The sequence below is a fragment of the Pseudochelatococcus contaminans genome (genome assembly GCF_014195635.1).
GTDB lineage: Bacteria > Pseudomonadota > Alphaproteobacteria > Rhizobiales > Beijerinckiaceae > Pseudochelatococcus > Pseudochelatococcus contaminans.
Genome location: NZ_JACICC010000044.1, coordinates 1 through 1,671, shown reverse-complemented (window position 1 = coordinate 1,671; position 1,671 = coordinate 1). Strand labels below are relative to the sequence as shown.

Genomic DNA, 1,671 nt, shown 5'->3' with positions numbered 1-1,671 from the left:
CCTGCATTCCCCAAGTGGCGTGTCGTTTGAGGTGAAGATCGCCTGTATCCGAGCGCTAGACAAGGATTTTCTGCCGCAAGCGGCACCTGCGGTCGCGCAGACTGCTGGATCTGGACGGATCAGACCGCGAAGCCGCTGTTTCCTTGCCCAGGGGCGGCGTTTTTCAGCGCAGCGGACAGATCTGTCCAGCCGCTTTCGTTCAGTTTGAGCGTGGATCGCGATCATGCGCATAGCGGTGGCGCTCGCAATCGGCGGATAGCGGCGAGGATGGCGCGTACCATCGTGCCGGTGACAGCGACCTCGGCCAGCTGGAAGGTGATGGTGCGGGCGTGACGGACCACACGTGCCCCGATCTTGATCAGCTTCAGTTGCAGGCTGGTCAACGACCAGTCGGCCATGGCCTCGGGCAGCTCGATGCAGCGCAAGAAGGTGGCCAGGTTGTACGCCAGGGCGTGCAGTTGCAGCCGCACCTCATTGTCGCGGAACTTCCGGCACGACAGCCGCGTCCAGCGAAAGGCGTATTTGCCCTCTTTGATGTGCTGCTCGGCGGTGCCGCGCTGGTTGTAGAACCGCACCACCCAGTCCGGCTCCATCGGCAGGTTGGTGACGATGAAGCCGACACGCGGGAACAGTTCGCCCGGATGCCATTCGATCTTGGCGATCACCCGGCGTTCCTTGTCCCAGGACGCCGCCTGATACTCGAATTCCTCGAAGAACCGCTTGACCTTGGTCAGTGACGGCCGCCCGACAGGGCGCGTTAGCCGATGCGCGATCTTGTCCTTGAGGACCGCGTTTGCGGGCAGCCGGATGGCGTAGAAGAACCGCGCTTCTTCCAATCGCTCATAGATCGCCGGGATCGCGTAGGCAGCATCGGCCCGGAAGAACCTGCCACCAAGGTCGCGCTCCGCGTAGCGCGCAATGACGGGGTCGAGAACATCACGCCAGCCATCGGCGCTGTGGACGTTGCCATGGCGCAGGGCGCAGCGTTCCAGCATCCCGAACTGGTTGAACAGAAAGTTGGGGTGATAGCAGCTACAGTCGAAATGGCCATTCCAGGCGGACCCTTCCTGGTCGCCATGGGTCGGGCTGACCGAGCTGTCCATGTCCAGAACGATGTACTTCAGCCCGTTACGGTCATGGAACCGGTCGATCCATTGCCCGTTCAGGTCGGCCAGCGCGGCACGGTTCCCGGCCAGAGCCAGCGTCTCGGTCTCGAACCGTCCCATCTGCGATGCCGAGGCCGCTTGTGCATCGACCGCTCTGCCGCCGACAACTTGGCGCATGACCGGATCGCAGGCGAGACGGTTGGCGTCGTTGACATCCTCGTATCCGGCCAGCCGCCCAAAGACTGATTGCCGGAACAGGCCGTCGAGCCGATGGACCGTGTTCTTGCCAGAGCGAGTATCGCGCAGCGCCGCTGACGCCAAATCGGACAACCCGAGCGCGTCATCAAGCTCGCGCATCACCAGAAGGCCGCCGTCGGAACTGAGCTGCGTGCCGCGAAATTCCAGCCGCACGCGAGGGTCGAAATCCACCCGATCTGCCCGTTGCAAGCCCGCACCCTCTGGGTGATCCATGAAACGCGCCCCTCGCAGCCTTCAACACCATGTTTTATATAGGAAATATAATGGTCAGGACAGCGAAATCAGCGCCTTACTTGGGAAATGTGGG

The 1,671-nt window shown here is 62.4% G+C and carries 1 protein-coding gene; it reads right to left on the bottom strand.

Annotation, left to right across the window (positions count from 1 at the left end):
• Positions 1–221 precede the first annotated feature (221 nt).
• Positions 222–1,577: an IS1380-like element IS1247 family transposase gene (locus FHS81_RS18615; protein WP_006473457.1), complete on the bottom strand. Its 1,356-nt coding sequence runs from the start codon at positions 1,575–1,577 to the stop codon at positions 222–224.
• Between the last annotated feature and the right edge of the window lie 94 nt (positions 1,578–1,671).

Excerpts from the sequence above, each read along its gene's own strand:
- FHS81_RS18615 (WP_006473457.1), bottom strand. The coding sequence starts at position 1,577 with ATGGATCACCCAGAGGGTGCGGGCTTGCAACGGGCAGATCGGGTGGAT.